Below are 18,721 nucleotides of genomic sequence, written 5' to 3'. Positions count from 1 at the left end.
GCGCAACCGAGGCCGGCATCAGCGGCCCTGTGCAGGACGGAACCACTTCCGGCGGCACCGGACAACAGCTCCTGGAAGCCGTGCGGCTGCGCCTCGCCAGGGCCGGCGCCGAACCCACACCCGCCCGCGTGGCCGTGGCGCTGCGCGAGGAAGGACGGCTGCTCGGAGACGCCGAGGTACTGGGCGTCGTGACGGCGCTGCGCTCCGAAATGACCGGCAGCGGCCCCTTGGAGCCGCTGCTCGCCGCACCGGAGGTGACGGACGTACTGGTCACCGCGCCCGACGAGGTGTGGGTGGACCGCGGCGGCGGTCTGCGCCGCGCCGACGTGCGCTTCCCCGATGCCGCGGCCGTCCGCAGACTCGCCCAGCGACTGGCGGCGGTGGCGGGCCGGCGGCTGGACGACGCGCACCCATGGGTGGACGCGCGCCTGCCCGACGGGACCCGCCTGCACGCCGTGCTCCCGCCGGTGGCCGTCGGCTCGACCTGCCTCTCACTGCGTGTGCTGCGCCCGAAGGCGTTCACGCTGGACGAGCTGGTCGCGGCGGGCACGGTCCCGCCGGGCGGCGACCTCCTGCTCCGCTCGGTCCTCGCCGCCCGGCTGTCCTTCCTGATCAGCGGCGGCACCGGCAGCGGCAAGACCACGCTGCTCAGCGCCCTGCTGGGCCTGGTGGGCACGGAGGAGCGCATCGTCCTCGCCGAGGACTCCGCCGAACTGCGGCCCGACCACCCGCACGTCGTACGGCTGGAGACCCGCCCGGCCAACCAGGAAGGCGCCGGCCTGGTCACGCTGCGGGACCTGGTGCGCCAAGCGCTGCGCATGCGGCCGGACCGGCTGGTCGTGGGCGAGGTCCGCGGCCCGGAGGTCACCGACCTGCTGGCCGCGCTCAACACCGGCCATGAGGGCGGCTGCGGCACCGTGCACGCCAATGCCGCCGCCGATGTGCCGGCCCGTCTGGAGGCGCTCGGCTCGACCGCAGGGCTGGACAGGGCGGCCCTGCACAGCCAGTTGGCCGCCGCGCTCTCCCTCGTGCTCCACCTCGTACGCGACCGTACGGGCCATCGACGCATCGCCGAGATCCATGTCCTCGACCGCGCCCCCTCCGGCCTGGTCACCACCACACCCGCCGCCGTCTGGCACCCGGCCGGCTTCCGCCGGGCCGAAGGCTGGCCCCGCCTGGCCGAACTCTGCGACCGGGGGAACGCGCGGAACGGGGGAGCGCCATGACCGCGCAGCTCACGACGGACGCGATGACACCCGTGTGCGCGGCGCTGCTGTGCGCGGGGGCGGGCCTCTGGACGGTCGGCGGCCGGAACAACAACCCCGTACGCCGCGCCCGTCTGCTGCTGGCGGGCGGCGAGACATCCGGCCCCGGGCATGCGGTACGGCAATGGGGCGCCGGGGATCGGCCCCGGCGCGGTGCCGGGAGCAGGTCTCGCCGCGGCCGACTTCGGGCGTACGGCGAACGTACGGTCCTGCGGTGCCGACCCTGGACGGCCCGTCTGGCGCGACTGGGCCACGCGTGGTGGTGCCTCCCACTCGGTGCCGGACTGGCACTCCTGGGCCAGTCGTTGCTGCCGCTGATTCTCGGAACGCTGGCCGTGCCGGTCGTCCATCGACGACTGTGCGGGCGCGAGGACCGGCGGGAGCGTGACCGACGTCGCGACCACGTGATCGCGCTCTGCGCCGCGGTCGCCGCCGAACTGCGCTCGGGACAGCAACCAGGACAGGCGCTGCTGCTCGCCGGTACGGAGTCGGCGTCGGACGCGGGCCAGGAGGGGTTGGGTGAGCCGGGGGCAGCGGTGCTGGCGGCGGCGCGGTACGGCGGGGACGTGCCGGCCGCGCTGCGGGAGGCGGCGCGTTTACCGGGCGCCGAGGGGCTGACCGGTGTGGCCGCCTGCTGGCAGGTCGCGGTCGAGGGCGGTGTGGGACTCGCAGCCGGCGTCGAACGCGTCACGGCGGGGCTTCGAGCCCAGCGATATCAACAGGCCGAGCTGAACGCCCAGTTGGCAGGCGCCCGGACGACCGCCCTGATGCTCGCCCTCCTCCCGGCGTTCGGACTGCTGATGGGCAGCGCGCTGGGAGCCGACCCGCTCCACGTGCTTCTGCACACTCCGGCCGGCTGGGGTCTGCTGGCCGTCGGCGGACTGCTGGAGTGGGCCGGGGTGCTCTGGACGATCCGTATCGTCCGCGCGGCCGAGGGGCGGCGAGCCGATGATAACCGCTGAAGTTATCCACAGCCTGGGGATTGTTTTCCCGCCCACCGCTACCGTGATCTGTCTCGCCACTCCCGTCATCTGTACGGCGCTCGGCACGACATCGGCCCTTCGGCAGGTCGTCCATGCGCGCGCTGCCCGGCGACGCGCGACCCGTATCTTCTCAGCCGCGCACCCGGCAGCCGTCTTCTCGGCGCGGCGCGGTGCGTCTCGCCGAGGGCCGGAGGGGCGGGCCCGCGCGGAGCGGCGGACGGCGGCCGTCCGGGAGTGGACCGTGGTCGTGGCCGCTGCCGTGACCGGCTTCGTCCTGGTCGGCGGGGCAGTCGGCGCCGCACTGGGAGTCGTGGCCGCGTACGCCACGCGACGCCGACGGCGTCAGGTACGCGTCCGGTCCGCCGCCCGTGCGGTGGAGATGGCCGTACGCGAACAACTGGCCTCCGCGGCCGACTTGCTGGCCGGCTGCCTCGCGGCGGGTGCGAGTCCCGGTGAGGCGGCGGCCGCGGTGGGTGAGTCTCTGGGCGGCCCGGTCGGCGAACGCCTGCGGCACACCGCGGCGGAACTCCGCCTCGGGGGCGAAGGGCCCGCCAGCTGGGGGCGGTTCGCAAAGCTACCCGGTGCACGGGAGCTGGGGCGTTGCCTGGCGCGTGCGGACATATCCGGTGCGCCGGCCGTGGAGCCGGTCGCGCGCGTCGCGGCGGACCTGCGGTCCGAGTGGGGCCGCACGGCGACCGAGGCGGCACGCAAAGCCGGGGTTCTGGTCACCCTGCCGCTGGCGGTGTGCTTCCTGCCGGCCTTCCTGACACTCGGGGTCGCTCCTGTGCTCATGGGGCTGTCCCAGGGGCTGCTGGCCCAGGTGTGACCTCAACTCCGCATCAGACGGCGGAGGCAGGCGGCCGGCAGCAGGCGGCGGGCAATAGGCGGCAGCTCAGCGAACTGAACACCCATCACCACATATCGAAACGTCCATCACCACACATCAACAGGCACTACCTACACAGGCATTGCCTCCAGGGGGATCTCATGACGACAGCAGCGTGGAAGCAGCCCGGAGCGACGGCAGAGGAAGCGGCGCACGAGTCGTCGAGCGAATCAACGAGCAAGTCAACGAGCGAAACGTCGAGCGAAACGACGAAGGGAGCCGTGACGGGAGCGGCGGAGGTGCCGCGTACGGCCGTGCCCGTGCCCGAGTGGGCGGTAGCGGCCGGTGGTGTCGCACGCGGGGCGCGGGCAGCGCGGGCGGCGGCTGTGGCCGGTGGCCAGGAACGGGTGACAGTGACGGGAGGGCCCGCCGGCTGGGCCTCGTGGGCCGTCGCTCGCCTCACCTTCGGGAGGGTGACGCGACGGCCGGCGAGGAGGCGCCGGGCGGCGCGTAGCGGGAGCGGGAGCAGTCGACGCTGGACGGCGCTGCGGAAGCGTGCGGATCGCGGGATGACGACGGCCGAGTACGCCATGGGCACGTTGGCGGCCTGTGCGTTCGCCGCGGTGCTTTTCAAGGTCGTGACGAGCGGGTCGGTGAGTTCGGCCCTGAGTTCATTGATCGGCAGGGCGCTCCATGCCCCGGTCTGACACCGGGGTCGTCACGAGGGCGACAGCCGCCTCGGCGAAGGCGTCGGCGGACCGGGGGATGGTGACGGCCGAGGCGGCGGCGGTGATTCCGACGCTGGTGCTGCTCGTGGCGATGCTCCTGTGGGGGCTGATGGCGGCGTGCGCGCAGATCCAGTGCGTGGACGCCGCCCGCGCCGGGGCTCGGGCGGCGGCGCGGGCGGAGGCCGAGGCCGGCACGCTGGCGGCCGCCCGGGCGATCGCCCCGCGGGGCGCGCGGGTGGCGCTCGAACGGGAGGGCGACCTGGTCCGCGTACGGGTCGCGGCGGTGGCTCCGGCGCTGGGGCCGCTGAACATGACGCTCAGAGGGGAGGCGGTCGCTCTTGCTGAGGAGACGGTGGGGCGGTGAGCCGCGGGGACGCAGAGGCGACGAGGGGGCTGCGACGGTCTGTGCGGCGGTGAGTGCGATGGCGCTGTGCGCGGTGTTCGCCGTGGTGCTCACGCTCGGGCAGGCGACGATCGCCCGTCACCGGGCGGGCGCTGCGGCCGACCTGGCGGCGCTGGCCGCCGCGGGGCGGAGCCTGTACGGCGAGGCCGAGGCGTGCGACGCGGCCCGGCAGGTCGCGGCGGCGCAGCACGCACGGCTGGTGCGGTGCTCCGTGCGGGCCGAGATCGCCGACGTGGCGACGGAGGCCCGCGCGGGGCCGTTCGCCCCGAGGATCCGCTCCCGAGCGGGCCCCTCGGACGCGCCCCTCAACCCGGTGCCGCCGGATGCATCCAAGGGGCAGGGGCCGGGGCCGGGTGCCCCTACGGGCTCGGGCATGGCCACGGGCCCAGTTGGCTCCACAGCTGCCCTACCGCCCGTACCGTCCATACCGTCCACAGTGCCGGGAGTTACCGGCGTCGCGCCCTGACCGGCCCGCCCCCTGGCGGGTCACCCCGCCTCCCCGGCGTCCCCGGACGATCCGGTGCCGGCCTCGGGTGGCCCGGTGATGGCGCCGGGCGACCCGGTGGCGGCCTCGGGTGGCCCGGTGATGGCCTCATGCGGCCCGGTGGGGCGGGAGTTTGACGCCGCCGCGTCCGCTCCGCGGAGCAGTTCGGTCAGCAGGCGGATGGCGCCTCGCTTGTGCAGTGGCTCGTTGCCGTTGCCGCACTTGGGGGACTGGATGCAGGACGGACAGCCGGCGTCGCACTCGCAGGAGGCGATGGCCTTGCGGGTGGCGGCGAGCCAGTCGGCGGCGGTGTGGAAGGCGCGTTCAGCGAAGCCCGCGCCGCCGGGGTGGCCGTCGTAGACGAAGACCGTCGGAAGGAGGGTGTCCGGGTGCAGGGGCACGGAGACGCCGCCGATGTCCCAGCGGTCGCAGGTGGCGAAGAGCGGAAGGATGCCGATGGAGGCGTGTTCGGCGGCGTGCAGGGCGCCGCCCAGCTGTTCCGGATTGACCCGGGCCGCGTCGAGCTGGTCCTCGGTCATGGTCCACCACACGGCGCGGGTGCGCAGCGTACGCGGCGGGAGATCGAGTTTGGTCTCGCCGAGTACCTCGCCGGTGATCAGTTTGCGGCGCAGGAAGGAGACGACCTGGTTGGTCACTTCGACGGAGCCGAAGCACAGGCGCCCGTCGCCCCACGGCACCTCGGTGTCGGTCTCCAGGATGGAGATGGCGGTGGTGTCACGGGCGGCCGTGGAGTAGGGCGGCGTGGCCTCATCGACCAGGGCGGCGCTGTCCTCCAGGTCCAGGTGCTTCACCACGTACGTGCGGCCCTGGTGCAGATGGACGGCGCCCTCGTGGACGGTGGAGTGCGCGGCGGCCTCGTCGACCGTGCCCAGGAGCCGGCCCGTGGCGGCCTCCACGACCTGGACGGGGGAACCGCCCTGGCCGCGGATGTCGGTGAGGTCGGCGGCACGTTCGCGGCGGGTCCAGTACCAGGACTTACCGCGGCGGCGCAGCAGTCGGCGGCGCTCCAGGCCCGCGAGCACGTCCGGGGCCTCCGGGCCGAAGAGGGCCAGGTCCTCGGGGCCGAGCGGGATCTCCGCGGCGGCGGCGCACAGGTGCGGCCAGAGCACGTACGGGTTGTCGGGGTCGAGGACGGTCGACTCGACCGGCCGGTCGAAGAGGGCTTCGGGGTGGTGGACGAGATAGGTGTCCAGGGGATCGTCGCGGGCGACGAGTACGGCGAGCGCGCCCTGCCCGGCGCGCCCCGCGCGGCCGGCCTGCTGCCACAAGGACGCGCGGGTGCCGGGATATCCGGAGATGAGGACGGCGTCCAGGCCGGAGACGTCGATGCCCAGTTCCAGTGCCGTGGTGGCGGCGAGGCCGAGCAGGTCACCGGTGTGCAGGGCGCGCTCCAGGGCGCGGCGTTCCTCGGGCAGATAGCCGCCCCGGTACGCGGCAACCCGGCCGGTGAGCGACCGGTCGACCTCGGCCAGCCGTTCCTGGGCGATCAGGGCGATCAGCTCGGCGCCGCGCCGGGAGCGTACGAAGGCGACGCTGCGGACGCCCTGTACGGCGAGGTCGGTGAGGAGGTCGGCGGTCTCGGCGGTGGCGGTGCGGCGGACGGGCGCGCCGTGCTCACCGTGGAGTTCGGTCAGCGGCGGCTCCCACAGCGCGAAGACGACCTCACCGCGTGGCGAGGTGTCCTCGGTGATCTGCACGACCGGCGCGCCGATGAGCCGCCCGGCCGATTCGGCCGGCTCGGCGGAGGTGGCGGAGGCCAGCAGGAAGACCGGTTCGGAGCCGTAGCGCGCGCAGACCCGGCGCAGCCGGCGTATGACCTGGGCGACGTGCGACCCGAAGACACCGCGGTAGGTGTGGCACTCGTCGATGACCACGTAGCGCAGCGCGCGCAGGAAGGAGGACCAGCGGGGGTGGGCCGGGAGGATGCCGCGGTGCAGCATGTCGGGGTTGGTGAGGACGTAATTGCCGTACTGGCGCACCCATTCGCGTTCTTCGACCGGCGTGTCGCCGTCGTACACGGCCGGGCGGATCGCGGTGCCGAGCGGGGCGGCCAGATTGCGGACGGCGCGCCGCTGGTCGGCGGCGAGGGCCTTGGTGGGGGCGAGGTACAGGGCAGTGGCGCCCCGGCCGTTGGGGGCCTCGGAACCGTCCAGCAGCCCGGACAGCACGGGGGCGAGGTACGCCAGCGATTTACCGGAGGCGGTGCCGGTGGCGACGATGACCGATTCGCCGTGCAACGCGTGTTCCGCCACGCGGGCTTGGTGCTTCCAGGGGCGCTCGATGCCCGCGGTACGGATGGCGTCGATCACTTCCGTACGGATAGATGCGGGCCAGTCGGCATGGCTGCCGATCCGCGGGGGCAAGTGCTCCGTATGAGTGATGCGCGTAGCGCGGATCTCTCCCCTGGCGAGACGGTCGAGGACCATGCCCGGGGAGGGGCGTGCACCCGCATCCGGCGGAGGTTGATTGGAGGCCATCGGCACCGAGTGTGTCACCGGTGTGACGGACAATGCTCTTAAGGCGTCGTGCGCGCCTGCTGGTAAGTGATTGAATGCCATCGCGGCTGCCGATCCATGGGGGGCGACCGCTCGATAGCAAGGTGCTGGAGGATCCGTGGACCTGTCCCTGTCGACCCGTACCGTTGGCGACCGTACGGTCGTCGACGTCGGTGGCGAGATTGATGTATATACCGCGCCCAAGCTGCGGGAGCAGCTGGTCGAGCTCGTGAACGACGGCAGCTACCACCTCGTGGTGGACATGGAGCGCGTCGACTTCCTCGACTCCACCGGGCTCGGCGTTCTGGTGGGTGGCCTGAAGCGGGTGCGTGCCCACGAGGGCTCGCTGCGCCTGGTCTGCAACCAGGAGCGCATTCTCAAGATCTTCCGTATTACCGGACTGACGAAGGTGTTCCCGATTCACACCTCGGTCGACGAGGCCGTCTCGGCAACCGACTGACAGCTGTCCGGTGCCCCGCGCCGCGTGCGCGGGGGCAGGAAGCAGTGGGGGGTACCGGGCGACGCGTCCGGCCCCCTGCCTAGCACGCCCGCATACCGAGGGGGATGGCAATGGCCACCGTCGAACTTCGTTTCAGTGCCCTTCCCGAGCACGTCCGGACCGCGCGCCTGGTCGCGGCCGCCGTGGCACGACGGGCCGGGGTGGACGAGGCGGTGCTCGACGAGGTGCGCCTCGCCGTCGGTGAGGCGTGCAGTCGCGCCGTGGGTCTGCACCGCAGCAATGACGTCGCCGCGCCGATCACGGTCATGCTGATCGAGGACGAGAAGAAGTTCTCCATCGAGGTCGGCGACGAGGTGCCGGGGTCGGCCGCGAGTTCCGTACCGGGCGTGCAGCACGCGGCGGACGGCGATCCGGACGGCGCGGAGTCCGCGGTCGTCGACGAGGCCGAGGACGAGATGGGCCTCGCGGTGATCAGTGGTCTGGTCGACGACGTCGAGGTGACCTCCAGCGACAACGGCGGCGTCATCCGGATGAGCTGGCCGACGGTCCCGGACCCGGTCATGCCGTAACGCGCGCGTCTGCGGGTCCGAACGCCGGCCGATCACGCCGCCGTCCGGCCGACCACGCCGCCCCGCCGCCACCCGGCCGACCGAGCCGCGGCCGATCACGTCGCCCGCTGCCATTCGGCCGATTTCCCGGGCTCCGCTGCGGCATGGCCACCCGGCGCCTTGGCCGACCTCTCGCCGCCACTGTTGCCGAGCACCCGCCCGGAGCCTGGCCGACCTCGCGCGGCCACCGGCACCGCGCACCGCCGCCGTAGACGCCTGCCGCCATAGATGCCTGCCTGCATCGTGCGCCCAGCCGGGCCCCGATCCGGGCCCCGATCCGGGTCCATCCTCGCATCCGCCGCCACGTGCCGAATCGAGCCCCGAGCGGACCGTTCGCGCCACAATCCCTGCCGCAGCCCGCACCGGGATCTCCCGTCGCAGCCCCGGCCCGAGAGCCGTGTCGTGGCCGCGTACTCGCCTTTGCGGTCCTCCGACGCCGGCACCCGTACGCCGCAGCCATGTCTGCCGGGATCCCGCGACCGCCGGAGCCGGACGCGCACGGCTACGGGACGCGCACGGCTACCAGAGGCGCGCGAGCGCCTGACGCGCACGAACCCCTGACGCGCACGACTCCGGAACCCGGACCGTTACTGGGGTCGGGCCGGCCTCCCGCCGCGCCGCGAGCGTCCACGGGCCGCCCCTGCCCGGTCCCCGACCCCCGTCAGCCCCCGCCCCCTCCTACCGTCGCCGTACCGCTTCGCACGCTGTTCGGCCGGGGCGGTGGGTGGGGGCGGGTGTACCGGTGGGGCTACGCCTACGCCTACATGTTCGTACGCGTACGCACACGCGGGACGTTCCGTCAGCGCCGCGTGCCGGAGCGGAGGGTGCGGCTCCGCGGTGCGCCCCGTACCGCCTGCGGGAAAAGGATCTCGCGCTCGGCTCTGAGCAGCGGCGTTCAATAGGACATCTAGATCATCCGCGCGCGGTCAGCGAATTTGCTGCATTCCGTCGTACGGGCGAATTCTCGGAGCGATCACCTATTGATCTTCGCGGCTGCAGGCGAATTCCCTTTGACGCGTACTGTTTTGATCTAGTGCGGCTCCCTACAATCCGTCCACATCTTTGCTCAGGACGCCTGAGCGTGCATTCGCGCGCCCATGTGCCAAACGTCAAGGAGGACGAATGGCGGGGCCTTACACCCCTCAGATGCTCGACACCCCCACATACCTGGCCGAGCCATCACTGACGAGCGGCAACCGCGGCATCGTGCTGGTGATCGCTGTCGTGGCCCTGGCGGCGCTCGCCGTCGCGGCCGTACTGGTACGGCAAGTGCTCGCGGCCGGCGAGGGCACCGACAGTATGAAGAAGATCGCCGCTGCCGTGCAGGAAGGCGCGAATGCCTATCTCGCGCGGCAGCTGCGCACCCTCGGCGTATTCGCCGTCGTGGTGTTCTTCCTGCTCATGCTGCTGCCCGCGGACACGTGGACGCAGCGCATCGGGCGCAGCGTGTTCTTCTTGATCGGCGCGGGATTCTCCGCGGCCACCGGCTATATCGGCATGTGGCTCGCCGTGCGCAGCAATGTGCGCGTGGCCGCGGCCGCCCGGGAAGCCACCCCCGCCGAAGGCGATACGGCCCCCCGTGATCTGACGGCCGTTTCGCACAAGGCGATGAAGATCGCTTTCCGCACGGGCGGGGTCGTCGGCATGTTCACGGTGGGCCTCGGCCTGCTGGGTGCCTCCTGCGTCGTCCTGGTCTACGCGGTCGACGCGCCGAAGGTGCTGGAGGGCTTCGGCCTCGGCGCCGCGCTGATCGCCATGTTCATGCGAGTCGGTGGCGGCATCTTCACCAAGGCGGCCGACGTCGGCGCCGACCTCGTCGGCAAGGTGGAGCAGGGCATCCCCGAGGACGACCCGCGCAACGCCGCGACCATCGCGGACAACGTGGGCGACAACGTCGGCGACTGCGCCGGCATGGCGGCCGACCTGTTCGAGTCGTACGCCGTCACCCTGGTCGCCGCGCTGATCCTCGGCATGGCCGCCTTCGGTGACTCGGGCCTCGCCTTCCCGCTGCTCGTCCCGGCCATCGGCGTGGTCACGGCGATGATCGGCATCTTCGTCGTCGCGCCCCGGCGTTCCGACCGCAGCGGCATGACCGCCATCAACCGCGGCTTCTTCATCTCCGCCGCCATCTCGCTGGTCCTGGTGGCGATCGCCGCCTTCACCTACCTGCCGTCCAGCTACGCGGGCCTGACCGGCGTCACCGACGAGGCGATCACCGGCCGCGCGGGCGACCCGCGCGTCCTGGCCCTGGTCGCGGTCGCCATCGGCATCGTGCTCGCCGCGCTCATCCAGCAACTGACCGGCTACTTCACCGAGACCAACCGGCGCCCCGTACGGGACATCGGCAAGACCTCGCTGACCGGTCCCGCGACCGTCGTGCTGTCCGGCATCTCCATCGGCCTGGAGTCGGCGGTCTACTCGGCCGTGCTGATCGGCCTGGCCGTGTACGGCGCGTTCCTGCTGGGCGGCACGTCCATCATGCTGGCGCTGTTCGCCGTCGCGCTCGCCGGTACGGGCCTGCTCACCACGGTCGGCGTCATCGTCGCCATGGACACCTTCGGGCCGGTCTCCGACAACGCGCAGGGCATCGCCGAGATGTCCGGTGACGTGGAGGGCGACGGCGCGCAGGTCCTCACCGACCTGGACGCCGTCGGCAACACCACGAAGGCCATCACCAAGGGCATCGCCATCGCGACGGCGGTGCTCGCGGCGGCCGCGCTGTTCGGCTCGTACCGCGACGCGATCGCCACGGCCGTACGGGAAGTGGGCGACGCCGCGCAGGGCATGGGCCTGAGCCTGGACATCTCGCAGCCCAACAACCTGGTCGGGCTGGTCCTGGGCGCCGCGGTGGTCTTCCTCTTCTCCGGACTGGCCATCAATGCCGTGTCCCGCTCGGCGGGTTCGGTGGTCTTCGAGGTGCGCCGGCAGTTCCGGGAGAAGCCCGGGATCATGGACTACACCGAGAAGCCGGAGTACGGCCGGGTCGTCGACATCTGCACCAAGGACGCGCTCCGCGAGCTGGCCACCCCCGGCCTGCTGGCGGTGCTCACGCCCATCGCGGTCGGCTTCTCGCTCGGCGTCGGCGCGCTCGGCTCCTTCCTGGCGGGCGCGATCGGCACCGGCACCCTGATGGCGGTGTTCCTCGCCAACTCCGGCGGTGCCTGGGACAACGCCAAGAAGCTGGTCGAGGACGGCCACCACGGCGGCAAGGGCAGCGAGGCGCACGCGGCCACCGTCATCGGTGACACCGTGGGCGACCCCTTCAAGGACACCGCGGGCCCGGCCATCAACCCGCTGCTGAAGGTGATGAACCTGGTGGCGCTGCTCATCGCGCCCGCCGTGGTCAAGTTCAGCTACGGCAACGACGCGAACATGGGCGTACGGGTCGCGGTCGCGGTCCTCGCGCTGCTCATCATCGTGGTCGCGGTGTACCTCTCCAAGCGCCGCGGAATCGCCGTGGGTGACGAAGACAACTCCGGCAAGGTCGCTCAGACGGCCGACCCGGCGGTCGTTTCCTAGCGGGCGACGCCACAGCCCCTCAACGGGCGGGTGGCCGAGGCGTTTTGTGCGCCTCGGCCACCCGCCCGTACGTATGCCGGGAGCGAGAGGTATCGGTCACCGTCCCTTGGTGCAAATGGCTTCAATGCGGGTCGTACGGGATGCTCGTCTCATGGTCAAAGCCTGTTGGGCGTGTATGTTCCGGGGCCGAGAGCCATGGAAGGGACCAATCCGGTGAACAAGAAGCTTGCGGCTGCACTGTCCGGCGGTGCGGCACTGGTGCTCGCGCTGACCGGCTGCAGCGACGACAGCAACAAGAAGCTCGATGACTGGGCCAAGCGTTTCTGCGATCCGGCGCAGGCTCAGTTCAAGCAGATCCAGGACGCCAACGCGTCGATGCAGACCGCGGACGACGGGACGACCGACTCCAAGAAGGTCCAGCAGACCGATTCGCAGGCGTTCCAGCGGATCTCGGACGCTTACGGCTCGCTGGCCAAGTCGCTGGACAAGGCGGGCGCCCCGCCGGTCGACGGCGGCGCCGCTGACCAGAAGAACGCGGTCAAGGAGCTGAAGGGACTCTCCTCGGGCTACGCGGACCTCAAGAAGGAGGTCGACGGCCTGGACACCAAGGACAAGCAGAAGTTCGCCGACGGGCTGCGCTCGCTGTCGGACGGCATCAACAAGCTCAACAAGAAGAGCGAGGCCGCCTTCAAGAAACTGGAGTCCGGCGACGTCGGCAAGGCGATGTCGGGTCAGAAGGGCTGCCAGACCCAGAAGGCGTCGACCTCGCCGCAGAAGGGCTCCTGAGCGGTAGCCGTACACACGGCGGCGGCCCGGCCCTCCTGACGCTTCGTCCGTACGGGACCGGCCGGGGCGCCGCCGTCGTGCCGGTGGTTCGCCGCCGACGGTTGCCCTGACAATGGGGAGTGTGAGTACGCACCTCCCCGTCGCAGACGACCGAGACCCCCAGTCCGCCGCCCGCACCGCCCGGCTGCGGGAGGCGCTGCTGGCCGCCGGCTTCACCGCCGACGGCCTGCTGGAGCTGCTCGGTGCCACCGCCTACGCCGCGCTGGCCCGCAGCGAGACCGTGCCGGCCCTGCGCGCCACCAGAGGCGAGGGCCCGCTGCCGGCTCTGGTGCGGCTCTTCCTGCTCCAGCAGCCGGTGCCGGCCGCCCGCGCGGGCGCCGCGCTGCCCCTGGACGACGGCCTTGCCGACGGCTGGCTCGTCCAGGACGGCGACGAGGTACGCGCGACCGTGGACGTACGCCCGTACGGCGGCCCCGAGGGCCAGGACTGGTGGATCGTCTCCGATCTGGGCTGCGCGGTCGGCGGCGCGGGCGGCATCGGCCGCGGCCCGGCCGGCGTGGACCGCGGCGAGCTGGTGCTCGGCGTGGGCGGCGCGTCCACCACGCTCGCGGGCCTCATGCTGCGCCCCCAGGCCGGCGCGCCGGCCGCCGGGCCGCACTTCGACTCCGTCCTCGACCTCGGCACGGGCTCCGGCGTCCAGGCGCTGCACGCCGCCGAGTACGCGACCCGCGTCACCGCGACGGACCTGAACCCGCGGGCGCTGCGCATCGCAGCGCTCACCCTCGCGCTGTCCGGTGCCCGGCCCGCCGATCTCCGGGAGGGCTCACTGTTCGAGCCGGTCGGCGAGGAGACGTACGACCTGATCGTCTCGAACCCGCCCTTCGTGATCTCTCCGGGGGCCCGGCTCACCTACCGCGACGGCGGCATGGGCGGCGACGACCTGTGCCGCACGCTGGTGCAGCAGTCGGCCGGCCACCTGAACGACGGCGGGTACTGCCAGCTGCTGGCGAACTGGCAGCACGTCGAGGGCGAGGACTGGAAGGACCGGGTGCGCTCCTGGGTGCCGCGTGGCTGCGACGCCTGGATCGTGCAGCGCGAGGTGCAGGACGTCACGCAGTACGCCGAGCTGTGGCTGCGGGACGCCGGCGACCACCGCGCCGGCCCCGAGGAGTACGCCGCGCGGTACGAGGCGTGGCTGGAGGAGTTCGAGGCGCGCAAGACCAAGGCGATCGGCTTCGGGTGGATCACGCTGCGCAAGTCCGGCGCCGACGAGCCGTCGATCACGATCGAGGAGTGGCCGCACCCGGTCGAGCAGCCGCTCGGCCCCGCCGTCCTCGGCCATTTCGCGCGGCAGGACTTCCTGCGGGCCACGGATGACGCGGCGCTGCTGGCCGGGCGGTTCAAGCTTGCCCCCGAGGTCGTGCAGGAGCAGGTCGGGCTGCCGGGCGCGGAGGACCCGGAGCACGTGGTGCTCCGTCAGAACCGGGGCATGCGGCGGGCCACGAAGGTCGACACGGTCGGCGCGGGCTTCGCCGGGGTCTGTGACGGCTCGCTCCCGGCCGGGCGCATCCTGGACGCCATCGCGCAGCTGGTCGGCGATGACCCGGTACTGCTGCGGGACCGCACCCCCGAGGCGATCCGCATGCTGGTCGAACAGGGCTTCCTGGAGCCGGTCGGCGGCCCGGCGGACGACGGGGACCCGGCCGAGGGCTGACACGGCCCGGCGGGGGGCGTACGTGAAGCCCCCGGGGAGGCCGTGGGGAGCCCGTACGGGGGAGGGGGCGCGCGTGTTCACCCGGCGTTCGCCGGGGGGACGCGCGCGGCTGCCAGGCTGCGGCCATGGAAAGTGGACCCGCGCTGTTCTCCGGTGCTGCCTTCACGCTCTTCGGCGGCGGACTGCTGCTCTGGCTGGTGGCGCGCCTCGGCCTCCACGCACCGGTCGCTCACGGTGTCAGCCGCCCGCTCGCGGTGACCATGACCGCGCTCTTCGGCACGCTGTTCCTCGCGGTGGGCGGCTGGCTGCTCTCGGTCGCCTGACGCTCCGGGAGTCCGGCAGCGCCGGCTGCCCCGGCAGTCCGTGAGGGCACCGGCCCGACCGTCGGCCCCGGCCCCACTCCCGGCTTCCTCAGCCCGTCACGTTCCGTACGACGCCCCAGACGACCGCGACCACCAGGGCGACGGCGAGCGTGCGTGTCCTGGGCCGGACACGGTAGCGGCGTCCCCGCAGTCCTTCGTAGAGCAGCCGCCCGCCCACGTAGGCGGCGAGCGGCACCCCGAGGACCAGCAGCGCCGCGTTGTCGTGGAACGCCGCGGACAGGTCGCCGTGCAGCAGGTCGTACGCCATGCGGGTGCCCCCGCACACCGGGCAGAGCAGCCCGGTCATGACATTGAACGGGCAGCGCGGAAGCAGCTGTCCCGGCCGGTGCGGGTCGGTGTGCCACAGATACGCGCAGGCCGCCGCGGTGAGACCGGTCACCCCCACCGCCCCGAGCAGCGTCGTCCGCCGCACCCGTCGCGGGTCGTCCGGCTTCCCGCCGGCCGGCTCCCCGCCGTCCGGTGCTGCGTACGACGGCCCACTGGGCGCTGCGTACGACGGCCCCCTGGGTGCCGCGTACGGCGACTCACCGGGGGCTGCGTACGGCGACGCTTCCGAAGGGGCGGCCGGCGACGCGCCCGGAGTGGTGTGCGACGGCGCGCCCGAGGTGGCGTGGGGCGACGCGCCCGAGGAGGCGGTCCGCGACGCGCCCGGAGCGGGCGGGGCCGTCGGTGTCGCCGCACCCGGTACCGCGTGCGCGTGACCGCCGTGCTGCTCCGCCATGGCCGGCGCCCCCGAAGACGTATGAGTGTGTGACCGGCCACCCATCCTGCCAGCCGCCCCGGCACCGGGTGCCGGCCCCTGTCCTGCGCCGTCCGGCACCCGCTTCCCGGCGCGGTGCCGGCCCGGAAACGGAATTTCCGCCGGACCCCTTCCGTTCCAGCCGGGCGGAGTGCACGGAGCCGCATCCGGAGCGTCTCCTTCCGTGCCGCGCCGGTCCCCGGCGCGCCCCGTGGCGGCCCCTTCCGCTGCCCCCGTAGGGCACGTGATCACGCAGTGTGCCGGGACCGGCGGAGCGTGGTCCGGGCGGCACGAAGGGCTGGACTCGGGTTACCGTTCGAGTGGCGTTGTGGGCTTTTTCCGTTTGACACGGGGGCGGGATGTACCGTCACACTCCGCAGCGTCACCGCAGAGTCGCCCTCGGGAGTTCCGTCCCGGGGTACCCCCCAGCGTCGACCGGAGAGAAGAGCGAAGTTGTCCCCGACCAGCGACACCGCACAAGGCGGCGGCCGCCGACTCGTCATCGTCGAGTCGCCTGCCAAGGCGAAGACGATCAAGGGCTACCTCGGCCCTGGATACGTCGTCGAAGCGAGCGTCGGGCACATCCGTGACCTTCCGAACGGCGCGGCCGAGGTCCCGGCGAAGTACAAGGGCGAGTCCTGGGCCCGCCTCGGCGTGAACGTCGACGCCGATTTCCAGCCGATCTATGTCGTGAACAGCGACAAGAAGGACCAGGTCAAAAAGCTCAAGGAGCTGCTGGCCGAGTCCGACGAACTCTTCCTCGCCACCGATGAGGACCGCGAGGGCGAGGCCATCGCCTGGCATCTCCAGGAGATCCTCAAGCCCAAGGTCCCCGTCCACCGCATGGTCTTCCACGAGATCACCAAGGACGCCATCCGGGACGCCGTGGCGAACCCGCGCGAGCTGAACAAGAAGCTCGTCGACGCCCAGGAGACCCGCCGCATCCTCGACCGCCTCTACGGCTACGAGGTCTCGCCGGTGCTGTGGAAGAAGGTCATGCCCCGGCTGTCGGCCGGCCGTGTGCAGTCCGTCGCCACCCGCCTCGTCGTCGAGCGGGAGCGCGAGCGCATCGCCTTCCGCTCCGCCGAGTACTGGGACCTGACCGGCACCTTCGCCACCGGCCGCGAGGGCGACGCGAGCGACCCGGGCACCTTCGGCGCCCGCCTGACCACCGTCGACGGCCGCCGCGTGGCCCAGGGCCGCGACTTCGGCGCCGACGGCCGGCTCAAGAGCGACCAGGTCCTGCACCTGGACGAGGCGAACGCCCGCGCGCTGGCCGCGGCTCTCGAGGACACGCGTTTCGCGGTCCGCTCGGTCGAGTCCAAGCCGTACCGCCGCTCCCCGTACGCCCCGTTCCGTACGACGACGCTGCAGCAGGAGGCCAGCCGCAAGCTGGGCTTCGGTGCGAAGTCGACCATGCAGGTGGCCCAGAAGCTGTACGAGAACGGCTTCATCACCTATATGCGTACGGACTCCACGACGCTGTCGGACACCGCCATCGCGGCGGCCCGTACGCAGGTCACGCAGCTCTACGGTGCCGACTACCTCCCGGAGAAGCCGCGCTCCTACGCGGGCAAGGTCAAGAACGCGCAGGAGGCGCACGAGGCGATCCGCCCCTCCGGCGACCGCTTCCGTACGCCCGCCGAGACCGGCCTGACCGGCGACCAGTTCAAGCTGTACGAGCTGATCTGGAAGCGCACCGTCGCGTCGCAGATGAAGGACGCCACCGGCAACAGCGTCACCGTCAAGCTCGGCGGCACGGCGAGCGACGGCCGGGACGCCGAGTTCAGCGCGTCCGGCAAGACCATCACCTTCCACGGCTTCCTCAAGGCGTACGTCGAGGGCGCCGACGACCCGAACGCCGAGCTGGACGACCGCGAGCGCCGGCTGCCGCAGGTCGCCGAGGGCGACCCGCTGACCGCCCGCGAGATGTCGGTCGACGGCCACGCCACCAAGCCGCCGGCCCGCTACACCGAGGCCACGCTGGTCAAGGAGCTGGAGGAGCGGGAGATCGGCCGTCCGTCGACGTACGCGTCGATCATCGGCACCATCCTGGACCGCGGCTACGTCTTCAAGAAGGGCACGGCCCTGGTGCCGTCCTTCTTGTCCTTCGCCGTGGTCAACCTCCTGGAGAAGCACTTCGGGCGGCTCGTCGACTACGACTTCACCGCCAAGATGGAGGACGACCTCGACGCCATCGCGCGCGGCGAGGCCCAGTCCGTGCCGTGGCTGCGCCGCTTCTACTTCGGCGAGGGCGAGGCCGAGGGCGCCGCCTCCGAGGCGGGCAACGGCGACGGCGACCACCTGGGCGGCCTGAAGGAACTGGTCACCGACCTGGGCGCGATCGACGCCCGTGAGGTGTCCTCCTTCCCGGTCGGCAGCGGCATCGTCCTCCGGGTGGGCCGCTACGGCCCCTACGTGGAGCGCGGCGAGAAGGACACCGACAACCACCAGCGCGCCGACGTGCCGGACGATCTGGCGCCCGACGAGCTGACCGTGGAGTTCGCCGAGGAGCTGCTGGCCAAGCCCAGCGGCGACTTCGAGCTGGGCACGGACCCGGAGTCCGGCCACCAGATCGTGGCCAAGGACGGCCGGTACGGCCCGTACGTCACCGAGATCCTGCCCGACGGCACCCCGAAGACCGGCAAGAACGCGGTCAAGCCGCGCACGGCCTCGCTCTTCAAGTCGATGTCCCTGGACACCGTGACCCTCGCGGACGCGCTGAAGCTGATGTCGCTGCCGCGGGTGGTCGGCCAGGACGCCGAGGGCGTGGACATCACCGCGCAGAACGGCCGCTACGGCCCGTACCTGAAGAAGGGCACGGACTCGCGCTCCCTGGAGAGCGAGGAGCAGCTCTTCACCATCACGGTCGACGAGGCGCTGGAGATCTACTCCAAGCCCAAGCAGCGCGGGCGGGCCGCCGCCAAGCCGCCGCTGAAGGAGTTGGGTACCGACCCGGTCAGCGAGAAGCCGGTCGTGGTCAAGGACGGCCGCTTCGGCCCGTACGTCACCGACGGCGAGACCAACGCGACGCTGCGGCGGGACGACGACGTCGAGTCGATCACTCCCGAGCGCGGGTACGAGCTGCTCGCCGAGAAGCGCGCCAAGGGTCCGGCCAAGAAGAAGACCGCGGCGAAGAAGACGACGGCCAAGAAGGCGCCGGCGAAGAAGGCCGCCGCCAAGAAGACGGCCGCGAAGAAGACGACGGCCAAGAAGACGACCGCGAAGAAGACGACCGCGAAGAAGACCGCGGCCAAGAAGACGGCCAAAACCAGCCCGTCCGGCGAATGAGGCCGGCGCCCGGCGG

16 protein-coding genes are annotated in these 18,721 nt (G+C 72.3%); 14 read left to right on the top strand and 2 right to left on the bottom strand.

Annotation, left to right across the window (positions count from 1 at the left end):
- The first annotated feature begins 29 nt into the window (after window positions 1–29).
- The 6 genes from ACZ6WH_RS19970 (at window position 30) to ACZ6WH_RS19945 (ending at window position 4,671) form a co-directional block, all read left to right on the top strand.
- Entirely contained in the window at window positions 30–1,226 is a 1,197-nt protein-coding gene (locus ACZ6WH_RS19970; protein WP_469729730.1) for a TadA family conjugal transfer-associated ATPase, read from the top strand.
- Entirely contained in the window at window positions 1,223–2,227 is a 1,005-nt protein-coding gene (locus ACZ6WH_RS19965) for a type II secretion system F family protein (protein WP_469729729.1), read from the top strand. Before ACZ6WH_RS19970 ends, ACZ6WH_RS19965 begins: the two co-directional genes overlap by 4 nt.
- 262 nt (window positions 2,228–2,489) lie before the next feature.
- On the top strand, window positions 2,490–3,074 hold the full coding sequence (locus ACZ6WH_RS19960; RefSeq protein ID WP_469729728.1) for a type II secretion system F family protein: 585 nt from the start codon (window positions 2,490–2,492) through the stop codon (window positions 3,072–3,074).
- A 161-nt stretch (window positions 3,075–3,235) separates the two neighbouring features.
- Window positions 3,236–3,781 (top strand): DUF4244 domain-containing protein, encoded by a 546-nt coding sequence (locus tag ACZ6WH_RS19955; protein WP_469729727.1) that lies wholly within the window; start codon window positions 3,236–3,238, stop codon window positions 3,779–3,781.
- Window positions 3,768–4,166, top strand: coding sequence for a TadE family type IV pilus minor pilin (locus ACZ6WH_RS19950; protein WP_469729726.1), 399 nt, complete (start codon window positions 3,768–3,770; stop codon window positions 4,164–4,166). The genes ACZ6WH_RS19955 and ACZ6WH_RS19950 overlap by 14 nt, the downstream gene beginning before the upstream one ends.
- Window positions 4,141–4,671 carry an Rv3654c family TadE-like protein gene (locus tag ACZ6WH_RS19945; protein ID WP_469729725.1) on the top strand — a complete coding sequence of 177 codons (531 nt, stop codon included), beginning with the start codon at window positions 4,141–4,143 and terminating at the stop codon, window positions 4,669–4,671. The genes ACZ6WH_RS19950 and ACZ6WH_RS19945 overlap by 26 nt, the downstream gene beginning before the upstream one ends.
- A gap of 20 nt (window positions 4,672–4,691) precedes the next feature.
- Here the strand turns inward: ACZ6WH_RS19945 and ACZ6WH_RS19940 are convergent, their stop codons facing one another.
- Entirely contained in the window at window positions 4,692–7,268 is a 2,577-nt protein-coding gene (locus ACZ6WH_RS19940) for a DEAD/DEAH box helicase (protein WP_469729724.1), read from the bottom strand.
- A 55-nt stretch (window positions 7,269–7,323) separates the two neighbouring features.
- Between ACZ6WH_RS19940 and bldG the strand changes: the two genes are divergently transcribed.
- The 6 genes from bldG to ACZ6WH_RS19910 all read left to right on the top strand — a co-directional run bounded on the left by bldG (window position 7,324) and on the right by ACZ6WH_RS19910 (window position 14,615).
- Entirely contained in the window at window positions 7,324–7,665 is a 342-nt protein-coding gene (bldG, locus tag ACZ6WH_RS19935) for an anti-sigma factor antagonist BldG (RefSeq protein WP_052866070.1), read from the top strand.
- Between the two features lie 110 nt (window positions 7,666–7,775).
- Window positions 7,776–8,234: an ATP-binding protein gene (locus ACZ6WH_RS19930; RefSeq protein ID WP_469729723.1), complete on the top strand. Its 459-nt coding sequence runs from the start codon at window positions 7,776–7,778 to the stop codon at window positions 8,232–8,234.
- Between the two features lie 1,161 nt (window positions 8,235–9,395).
- The gene (locus ACZ6WH_RS19925) at window positions 9,396–11,792 is read left to right on the top strand and encodes a sodium-translocating pyrophosphatase (RefSeq protein WP_469729722.1); all 2,397 of its coding nucleotides are present in this window, start codon (window positions 9,396–9,398) and stop codon (window positions 11,790–11,792) included.
- 213 nt (window positions 11,793–12,005) lie between these two features.
- Window positions 12,006–12,578 carry a small secreted protein gene (locus tag ACZ6WH_RS19920; protein ID WP_432857396.1) on the top strand — a complete coding sequence of 191 codons (573 nt, stop codon included), beginning with the start codon at window positions 12,006–12,008 and terminating at the stop codon, window positions 12,576–12,578.
- Window positions 12,579–12,699: 121 nt separating this feature from the next.
- A complete protein-coding gene (locus ACZ6WH_RS19915; RefSeq protein WP_469729721.1) occupies window positions 12,700–14,292 on the top strand; it encodes a DUF7059 domain-containing protein in 1,593 nt (530 codons plus the stop codon).
- Between the two features lie 125 nt (window positions 14,293–14,417).
- Window positions 14,418–14,615: a hypothetical protein gene (locus ACZ6WH_RS19910; RefSeq protein WP_469729720.1), complete on the top strand. Its 198-nt coding sequence runs from the start codon at window positions 14,418–14,420 to the stop codon at window positions 14,613–14,615.
- A gap of 88 nt (window positions 14,616–14,703) precedes the next feature.
- On the opposite strand, the gene ACZ6WH_RS19905 is transcribed toward ACZ6WH_RS19910, so the two are convergent.
- Window positions 14,704–15,054 (bottom strand): DUF2752 domain-containing protein, encoded by a 351-nt coding sequence (locus ACZ6WH_RS19905; protein WP_469729719.1) that lies wholly within the window; start codon window positions 15,052–15,054, stop codon window positions 14,704–14,706.
- On the opposite strand from ACZ6WH_RS19905, the gene ACZ6WH_RS19900 reads away from it, so the two are divergent.
- On the top strand, window positions 15,041–15,376 hold the full coding sequence (locus ACZ6WH_RS19900) for a hypothetical protein (RefSeq protein WP_469729718.1): 336 nt from the start codon (window positions 15,041–15,043) through the stop codon (window positions 15,374–15,376). The genes ACZ6WH_RS19905 and ACZ6WH_RS19900 overlap by 14 nt on opposite strands.
- A gap of 491 nt (window positions 15,377–15,867) precedes the next feature.
- Window positions 15,868–18,705 (top strand): type I DNA topoisomerase, encoded by a 2,838-nt coding sequence (topA, locus tag ACZ6WH_RS19895; protein WP_469729717.1) that lies wholly within the window; start codon window positions 15,868–15,870, stop codon window positions 18,703–18,705.
- The last annotated feature ends 16 nt before the right edge of the window (window positions 18,706–18,721 follow it).

The sequence above is a fragment of the Streptomyces sp. NPDC050806 genome (assembly GCF_055586425.1).
This window is presented reverse-complemented; position numbering and strand designations above follow the sequence as displayed.

What these genes read in the sequence shown, in the direction of transcription:
- ACZ6WH_RS19950 (WP_469729726.1), top strand. Translation starts at nt 3,768, where the DNA reads ATGCCCCGGTCTGACACCGGGGTCGTCACGAGGGCGACAGCCGCCTCG.
- ACZ6WH_RS19930 (WP_469729723.1), top strand. Translation starts at nt 7,776, where the DNA reads ATGGCCACCGTCGAACTTCGTTTCAGTGCCCTTCCCGAGCACGTCCGG.
- ACZ6WH_RS19965 (WP_469729729.1), top strand. Translation starts at nt 1,223, where the DNA reads ATGACCGCGCAGCTCACGACGGACGCGATGACACCCGTGTGCGCGGCG.
- ACZ6WH_RS19910 (WP_469729720.1), top strand. Translation starts at nt 14,418, where the DNA reads ATGGAAAGTGGACCCGCGCTGTTCTCCGGTGCTGCCTTCACGCTCTTC.
- ACZ6WH_RS19940 (WP_469729724.1), bottom strand. Translation starts at nt 7,268, where the DNA reads ATGGCATTCAATCACTTACCAGCAGGCGCGCACGACGCCTTAAGAGCA.
- ACZ6WH_RS19955 (WP_469729727.1), top strand. Translation starts at nt 3,236, where the DNA reads ATGACGACAGCAGCGTGGAAGCAGCCCGGAGCGACGGCAGAGGAAGCG.
- ACZ6WH_RS19925 (WP_469729722.1), top strand. Translation starts at nt 9,396, where the DNA reads ATGGCGGGGCCTTACACCCCTCAGATGCTCGACACCCCCACATACCTG.